Annotated in this window: 10 protein-coding genes; 6 read left to right on the forward strand and 4 right to left on the reverse strand. The window is 45.4% G+C overall.

All coding sequences use genetic code 11. From position 1 onward, the window contains the following. The 3 genes from B3182_RS09370 to B3182_RS09380 all read left to right on the forward strand — a co-directional run. Positions 1–230 (forward strand): LexA family protein (locus B3182_RS09370; RefSeq protein ID WP_292752545.1); only part of this gene is annotated, 230 nt, incomplete at its 5' end. After that, a complete protein-coding gene (locus tag B3182_RS09375) occupies positions 230–1,501 on the forward strand; it encodes a Y-family DNA polymerase (RefSeq protein ID WP_292357507.1) in 1,272 nt (423 codons plus the stop codon). The genes B3182_RS09370 and B3182_RS09375, both read left to right, overlap by 1 nt. A 123-nt stretch (positions 1,502–1,624) precedes the next feature. After that, the gene (locus B3182_RS09380) at positions 1,625–1,843 is read left to right on the forward strand and encodes a glycine zipper 2TM domain-containing protein (RefSeq protein ID WP_292357506.1); all 219 of its coding nucleotides are present in this window, start codon (positions 1,625–1,627) and stop codon (positions 1,841–1,843) included. Between the two features lie 84 nt (positions 1,844–1,927). Here B3182_RS09380 and B3182_RS09385 read toward each other — a convergent pair whose 3' ends face one another. Both B3182_RS09385 and B3182_RS09390 read right to left on the reverse strand, forming a co-directional pair. Next, entirely contained in the window at positions 1,928–2,254 is a 327-nt protein-coding gene (locus B3182_RS09385; protein ID WP_292357505.1) for a BON domain-containing protein, read from the reverse strand. 52 nt (positions 2,255–2,306) lie between these two features. After that, a complete protein-coding gene (locus B3182_RS09390; protein ID WP_292357503.1) occupies positions 2,307–3,704 on the reverse strand; it encodes a diguanylate cyclase domain-containing protein in 1,398 nt (465 codons plus the stop codon). A gap of 364 nt (positions 3,705–4,068) precedes the next feature. Between B3182_RS09390 and B3182_RS09395 the strand changes: the two genes are divergently transcribed. The 3 genes from B3182_RS09395 (at position 4,069) to B3182_RS09405 (ending at position 5,887) form a co-directional block, all read left to right on the forward strand. Beyond that, the gene (locus B3182_RS09395; protein WP_292357501.1) at positions 4,069–4,788 is read left to right on the forward strand and encodes a Crp/Fnr family transcriptional regulator; all 720 of its coding nucleotides are present in this window, start codon (positions 4,069–4,071) and stop codon (positions 4,786–4,788) included. A gap of 138 nt (positions 4,789–4,926) precedes the next feature. Further along, entirely contained in the window at positions 4,927–5,631 is a 705-nt protein-coding gene (locus B3182_RS09400; RefSeq protein WP_292357499.1) for a Crp/Fnr family transcriptional regulator, read from the forward strand. A 97-nt stretch (positions 5,632–5,728) separates the two neighbouring features. After that, on the forward strand, positions 5,729–5,887 hold the full coding sequence (locus B3182_RS09405; RefSeq protein ID WP_292357497.1) for a DUF3309 family protein: 159 nt from the start codon (positions 5,729–5,731) through the stop codon (positions 5,885–5,887). Between the two features lie 45 nt (positions 5,888–5,932). Here B3182_RS09405 and B3182_RS09410 read toward each other — a convergent pair whose 3' ends face one another. Together B3182_RS09410 and B3182_RS09415 are read right to left on the reverse strand one after the other, a co-directional pair. Then, positions 5,933–7,036: an efflux RND transporter periplasmic adaptor subunit gene (locus tag B3182_RS09410; RefSeq protein WP_292357495.1), complete on the reverse strand. Its 1,104-nt coding sequence runs from the start codon at positions 7,034–7,036 to the stop codon at positions 5,933–5,935. Between the two features lie 10 nt (positions 7,037–7,046). After that, the coding region (locus B3182_RS09415) for an efflux RND transporter permease subunit (protein ID WP_292752548.1) at positions 7,047–7,294 on the reverse strand (248 nt) is incomplete at its 5' end.

The raw sequence follows: 7,294 nt of genomic DNA on the forward strand, positions 1-7,294 counted from the left end.
CCGGCGATAAAGCGGTGGTGGATCGCTCTAAAAATGCCAGTATCGGCGATATTGTGCTGGCGGTAGTCGATGGTGAATTTACCATTAAACTGCTGGCAAAAACCAAACAGGGTGGCCCACGATTACTGCCGTCCAATCAGTCAGGCGAGTATAAGCCGATTGAAATCAAAGATGGTATGCAGTTTGAAATATGGGGTGTAGTGACGGGCTCGTTTCGGCGTTTTAAATAATGTCACGCAGTATTGCCCTGATCGACGTGAATAACTTTTACGTTTCCTGTGAGCGGGTATTTAACCCAAAACTGGCCGGTAAACCGGTGGTGGTGCTCAGCAATAATGATGGCTGTGCAGTGGCGAGAAGCAACGAGGCCAAACTGCATATCCCGATGGGGGCACCGTGGTTCAAGTTTCAGCAAATAGCGAATGAGCAGCAGATCATCGCTTTATCATCCAACTATGCGTTGTATGCCGATATGAGTAATCGGGTGATGCGCATTCTTAATCAGTTTTCGCCCGATCAGGAAGTGTATTCAATTGATGAGTGTTTTCTGGATCTGACTGGTTTCCAGCATCTTGATTTACTGCAATATGGCCAGCAGATTCGTCATCGGATAGCACAATGGACTGGATTGCCGGTCAGTGTCGGTATAGGTGCCAGTAAAACGCTGGCCAAGCTGGCCAATCACTGTGCCAAAAAGCGGGCTGAATTTGATGGGGTTTGTGATTTTAATCAGCTGAATCCAAGCCAGCTTAACCGTTTGCTGGCGGAGTTGGATGTCGGTGAAGTGTGGGGTGTTGGCCGTAAACTGGCAGTGAAGTTGAAAACCCAGGGCATTCACAGCGTTTTGGATTTAAAACAGGCCAATGCTGAAACCCTGCGGCGCCAATACAGTGTGGTGATGGAAAAAACTGTACGTGAACTCAACGGTATCAGCTGTCTGGAGCTGGAATATGCCATCAGTGACAAAAAGCAGATATTAAGTTCGAGAAGTTTTGGTATTCCGGTGACGGATATAAACAGTCTGGCCGAATCTATCAGTCTGTATACCAGTCGTGCGGCTGTAAAACTGCGACGGCAGTACTCGGTGGCGCGGATGCTACAGGTTTATATCCGTTGCAGTCCTTATCGCAGTGGGGAGGCTTTTTACGGCAATAGTCTGATGGTAGCGTTGCCGATGGCTTCTGATGACACGCGTGTATTGGTCAAACATGCGCTGAGTGCATTGAAAAAGATGTATCAACCCGGATTTAACTATGCCAAAGCCGGCATTATGCTCACCGAACTGCAGCCGAAAAGTGGGCAGCAGCAGGACTTGTTTGCGCCGAATCAGGATGCTAAATCCGGACAGTTAATGACGGTGATGGATGTCATTAATAACACGATGGGCCGGGACACCTTGCAACTGGCCAATCAGGGCTTTAAACGTCCGTGGAAAATGAAGCAGGAGCATAAAAGTCCGGGCTACACAACAAAGTGGGGAGAGGTATTAACGGTCAGTTAAATAAACGCTTTTTAACTACTCTCATCACAGTTCAGTGAAACAAAAGCGATGACCTAAAAATAAGGCGAGTATCATCCAAATATCGCGCCAGATATGTTTTGGCCGAACCTAGAGATAACTATTATGAACATTATTCGTCAAAGCTCACTTATCGCGATTCTGGCAACTGTCGTCCTTGCAACATCAGCATGCAGCAATATGTCGAGCCGCGATAAAAGCACAGCGGCAGGCGCCGGTATCGGTGCCGTAGGCGGAGCTATTTTAACCGGTGGCAGTGCCGTTGGTACTGTTGGTGGAGCCGCAGTAGGCGGTGTTATTGGTAGTCAGGTTGGTAAAGATTAATTCACCAGAACCATGCGACTAAAAAAAGCCCTGTCAGCGATGACAGGGCTTTTTTATTTAAAACGCTTTCATTAATGAAGCGGTTTATTTCACCCGCATAGCATTTTCTACTGATTTCACTCCAGCGACACTTCGTGCCACGACAACAGCGCGTTCAATGTCTTCCTGTGAATTAACAAAGCCGCTTAATTGCACAACGCCTTTGAAGGTCTCCACGTTGATCTCGGCAACTTTCAGTGTTTCTTCATTGAGAATAGCTGCTTTGACTTTAGTGGTAATCACACTGTCATCAATGTATTCGCCAGTACCTGACTGGGTGGATGTAGAAGCACAACCACTAATTGTCAGTATCCCCACGAGAGGGACAATAAACAATGTGCAGAAAAGTAAGGGTTTAGTAATGGATTTCATAAGATTTTCCGGAAACGTCGTTTGAAGCTGGTTTGATCATTAAAGTAGATGTCTAACGACATAAAGACTCAACTTTTCCAGGGTAGGGAGAGCCAGAATAATAAAATTGATTTGGCCCGTTTTGCTTGGCGATATACATAGCACTGTCAGCGCATGTCATTAGTGTCGTGGCATCCACACCATCATTCGGGTAGACACTGATACCAATGCTTGCCGCTAAAGTTATGTCGTTATCGTTAATTTTTTGAGGTGCTGCAATTGCTGAAAGTATCTGTCTGGCCACAAGGATGGCATCTTCAGGATGTTCTATTTCGCTCAGTAATACGAGGAACTCATCGCCGCTACGTCGACAAACTGTGTCGGTGGTACGGATACACTGTGTTACCCGTTCGGCGACTGATTTGAGTAATAAGTCACCAGTTAAATGCCCGAAGGTATCATTAGCTTTTTTGAAATCGTCCATATCCAGAAAGAGCAATGCAACACGCTTATCATGTCTATCCGCTATGCCAAGCGATTGCGATAAACGTTCATTAAACAAGGCCTGATTGGGTAAGCCAGTCAGGTAGTCATACCACGCCAGACGGTTGGTTTTTTCCATTACCAGATTTGATTTGGCGACATTGTGAAACACAATCACTGCACCGGAGACTTGCTGAGCACGATTATGGATAGGCGCTGCCGAGTCTTCAATTTCAACCTCAGAACCATCCCTGGCAATTAAAATACAGCCAATTGCCAGTTCAACTGTTCTATTTTCTAACATAGCCTTATTTGCTGGATTAGGTGCCGTTTCCCGTGATTCGCCATCAATAATATTAAATACGGTTAAGAGTGGTTTACCAATGGCTTGTAGCCGGTCCCAACCGGTTAAGTGTTCAGCCTCAAGATTGAGGTAAGTAATATTGCCGGATAAATCGGTTGCCAGCACTGCATCGCCAATCGAATCCAAGGTGACTTGCGCACGTTCTTTTTCCTCAAATAAGGCATTTTCCATTTGTTGCACAATTCCTTCCGTGGTTTTGCGTGCCGAAATGTCTTCCACCATCAGTAAACTGGCAAAAGGATATTGACCGGTTTCCAGCATGACAGCATGGAGACGGACCCAGATCATGGTGCCGTCGCACCTTATTAGTCGCACATCTTCTTGCAGAGAAGTTCGATTCAATAAAGCTTTTTCCCATTTCGCGTTGAGAGAGGCAACATCTTCAATATAGAGCCAGTTGTGCCAGTCCTTATCAAGGATTTCATCCGTGGCATAACCGATAATATTTACGTAAGCTCGGTTCGAATATACGCAGCGATCCGATTCATCACAGAGAATTATGCCCAGTGGAAAGTCATCACACAGTTGTTTCAGTTTTTCGTAATCAAGCTTGTCATCCTGATTTCTAGGTAGCAATTGCCATATTGATCCATGGTCGGTTATGCGAGTACGTAGCGTGCGCATAAGGTTTATCAACCATTTCGCAATTTGTCATCAAACAGCTTTGCTGAATCACCAGCGAGAAATGTTTTTAGTAATAAGCAAAAGTCGCTAAGGGTTGATTTGGTGTTCATGATAGCTGGTCCCCCTATGAAATTCTTTTCAGCATAGAGGTTAAACCGGGCTCCGTATGTACGTTTTCGTACAAACGAGGCGAAATTGAAAAATTGTTTTTTTTGGGTGTTATGTGCGATACCGTACAAACAATCCAATGCTGATTGTGAGTTAATAAAAAGTTGAATCAAATTTGTTTTGAACGACTGACACTTCCAATGTGAAGATTAAGACTAAATGAACAGATAGATTGTTGAATATAAATTGTGAGTGTATGAGTTTAGATCAAGACCCCTGTCATAATAAACTTCTGGCAGCGCTGCCTGAAGAAGAGCGTGCGCGCGTCTTTCCAGATTTGGAGCTAGTTGAAATGCCGTTGGGCGATGTTCTTTATTCGCCTGACAAACAGATAAAGCATGTGTATTTTCCAACCACGGCTATAGTCTCGTTATTACATGTGATGGAAAGTGGTGCTTCAGCCGAGATTGCTGTCGTAGGCAAAGAGGGGATAGTGGGTATTTCATTGTTTATGGGAGGCGAAACTACCTCCAGCTGGGCTGTGGTGCAAAGTGCAGGGTATGCTTATCGATTAACCGGGCAACGATTGAAAACCGAGTTTTTCCGAGCCGAAACATTACAACGCTTGTTGCTACGTTATACCCAGGCGTTAATGACCCAGATGGCACAAACGGCCGTCTGTAACCGGCACCATACCGTCGACCAGCAATTATGTCGCTGGTTATTATTAAGCCTCGATCGTTTGCCATCCAATGAACTGACCATGACTCAGGAGCTTATTGCCAATATGCTGGGCGTGCGCCGTGAAGGTGTTACCGAGGCGGCAGGACGTTTACAACGCGATGGGTTGATCCGGTATGTCCGTGGGAAAATTACGGTTTTAGATCGTGAGGGTTTGGAAAAACGTGTTTGCGAATGTTATCGAGTGGTCAAAATTGAAACTGACAGGCTGATGAGTGAGCACGCCACTCTCTGACTCAGACTATTTTTGTGTGGTCTGGCAGACAGACGCAACCAAACACACATACTAAGCTCCACTGATAAGCGTAGAGTACAACGTCGCATGACACCAATTTGTCAGTGGCGTTTTATCAGTAATAAATGGAGCTTCACATTGCTAAATTCTGATAGCCAACAAATCAATCATCTGATTGCTGATTTACCTGTATTGGAAAAACAGCGGCTGCTCAATCAATGTGAGCCAGTCGAGATGATATTCAATGAAACCCTGACAGAACCCGGGGATCCTCTGCAATATGCATGGTTTCCCACTCATTGTTTTATTTCATTAACGGTTCCTATAGATGCACAATCCAATCTTGAAGTAGGGCTGATAGGTAACGAAGGCATGCTGGGTAATACTCTTGTTTTGGGTGTTACAGCTGCACCATTACATGCTCTAGTTCAGGGAGCAGGACAGGCTTTACGTATTCCTGTGGCAAATCTGCAGCAGCAGATAAAACAAAGCCCGATACTGGAAGCGATGTTAAAAAAATATCTGTATGTCACCCTGGTGCAATTGTCCCAGACTGCCGGTTGCACCCGTTTTCACCTAGTTGAAGCACGACTTGCCCGTTGGTTATTAATGACCCGGGACAGGGCTGAATCCAATGAATTTCGAATTACCCAGGAATTTTTGGCCTATATGTTGGGTGTTCGGCGAGTGGGTATTACCCGGGCGGCTACCGCCCTGCATCAGCGACAGTTAATTAACTATCACCGGGGCAATATCAGCATATTGGATGTTGAGGGGTTGGAAGCCTCCGCCTGCAGTTGCTATCAGATTGATAAACAAACCTATAAAAGAATTATGCAATGAGCGACCATAATCTTACTGAATGAGATTGCGTACGCCAACGCACAGATAAAATCATTTTTTGTTTATATCGTGTTGTTTTCAATGAGAGGGAATGATCATGACTACAAGTACTATCTTATTAATTATCCTGGTTCTGTTATTAGTCGGCGTAATTCCTTCATGGCCACATAGTCGAAACTGGGGGTATGGTCCGACTGGTTTGATTGGGGTGTTGGTGATTATATTGTTGGTTTTATTACTGACCGGTCGAATTTAACCCATAAGTCCTGCAGGCCCACTTTAAAAGTGGGCCTGATTGCTTTTAGTCTGAAACGTTGACCTTTTCACCTTCATCCAATCTTGCGTTAGGATTGAGGATGACACGATCTTCAGCTATCAGCCCCGATAGAATCTCAACCTCACTTTTATCCAGCCGACCTACCCGAACGGTTATGATTTCAACCTGGTTATCCGCATTGACCAGCATTACCGAAGGTTTACCTTTAATAGTCTTTAACGCATTAACCGGGATACGCACTGTATCCACTTTTTCGATTGCCTGAATCGTCAGTTCTCCACTGACCCCGGCCGGAATTGTCAGGCCGGTATTTTCCAGTAGATATTCCAACCGCATTGTTCCGGTTTCACGATTCACTTCACCTGAAATACGAGAAAATGGGACTTCAATTTGCTGATTCGCCATATCAGGCAGCGTTAATTGTGCAGACTGTTGCTTATCAATATTGAATAGCTGGGTCTGGGGAATATCCACAATAACCCGTAATTTATCGCTGCGGCTTATACGGAACAACGGCATATCATCACTGCGTGTAATTCGATTACCACGCTCAGCCTGGCGACGGGTAACGATGCCATCAAATGGTGCCACAATCTCGGTATAGGCAAATTCATTTTCCAACTGCTCCAGTCTTGCTTCATAAGTGGCTAATGTGGCTTTGGCAACAGCGAGCTCTGCTTCTTTTTCATCTACTTCGGTAGCATTCACGGCGCCGGAATCACGTAAATTAATGTAGCGTCTGGCCACTTTTTCAGTCAGATCCAGCATGGCTTTCTGGCGCTTTATTTCAGCCTTGGCCTGTAGAATTTCCTGCTCCAGTTCGGGGGAAGACAGTTTGGCTAACAGGTCACCTTGTTTAACTTCATCACCAATATCCACGTAACGACTTTCGACATAACCATCAGCTCGGGCAAAAATATCCGACTGTTCAATGGCCTCGACGCGTGCATTGAATACCAATGGCTGATAATCAGTTATGTGTTTTGGTTGAGCCACCCGCACCGAGAGAGTTTCAGGGGTGTTAGCAGAGGATTGTTCGATATTGGCTTCGCTGGCAGGTTGAATTAAAAACCACACCGGAACAGCGATGACCGCAGCAACTATGATTGTCTTGGTTATATTTGACATGGTGAGGTCCTCAAATTGTCGGCAGCTTGATGGGCTGCGGACGTTTAATAAATTGCATGATCATGCTGAAAGTCCAAGGCACTAAAAAAAGTGAGGCAAATGTACCCAGCATCAAACCACCGATAACCGTCCGGGCCAGTGGTGCATTTTGTTCACCCCCTTCGCCAAGCGCCAATGCCATCGGCAGTAAACCAATAATCATGGTGAGAGCGGTCATTAATACGGGTCTTAGCCGCGTCGAAGCTGCTTCGCGAGATT

The sequence above is a fragment of the Methylophaga sp. UBA4204 genome, assembly GCF_002379485.1.
Taxonomy (GTDB): Bacteria; Pseudomonadota; Gammaproteobacteria; order Nitrosococcales; family Methylophagaceae; genus Methylophaga.

What these genes read in the sequence shown, in the direction of transcription:
- B3182_RS09375 (WP_292357507.1), top strand. Translation starts at nt 230, where the DNA reads ATGTCACGCAGTATTGCCCTGATCGACGTGAATAACTTTTACGTTTCC.
- B3182_RS09380 (WP_292357506.1), top strand. Translation starts at nt 1,625, where the DNA reads ATGAACATTATTCGTCAAAGCTCACTTATCGCGATTCTGGCAACTGTC.
- B3182_RS09385 (WP_292357505.1), bottom strand. Translation starts at nt 2,254, where the DNA reads ATGAAATCCATTACTAAACCCTTACTTTTCTGCACATTGTTTATTGTC.
- B3182_RS09390 (WP_292357503.1), bottom strand. Translation starts at nt 3,704, where the DNA reads ATGCGCACGCTACGTACTCGCATAACCGACCATGGATCAATATGGCAA.
- B3182_RS09395 (WP_292357501.1), top strand. Translation starts at nt 4,069, where the DNA reads ATGAGTTTAGATCAAGACCCCTGTCATAATAAACTTCTGGCAGCGCTG.
- B3182_RS09405 (WP_292357497.1), top strand. Translation starts at nt 5,729, where the DNA reads ATGACTACAAGTACTATCTTATTAATTATCCTGGTTCTGTTATTAGTC.
- B3182_RS09410 (WP_292357495.1), bottom strand. Translation starts at nt 7,036, where the DNA reads ATGTCAAATATAACCAAGACAATCATAGTTGCTGCGGTCATCGCTGTT.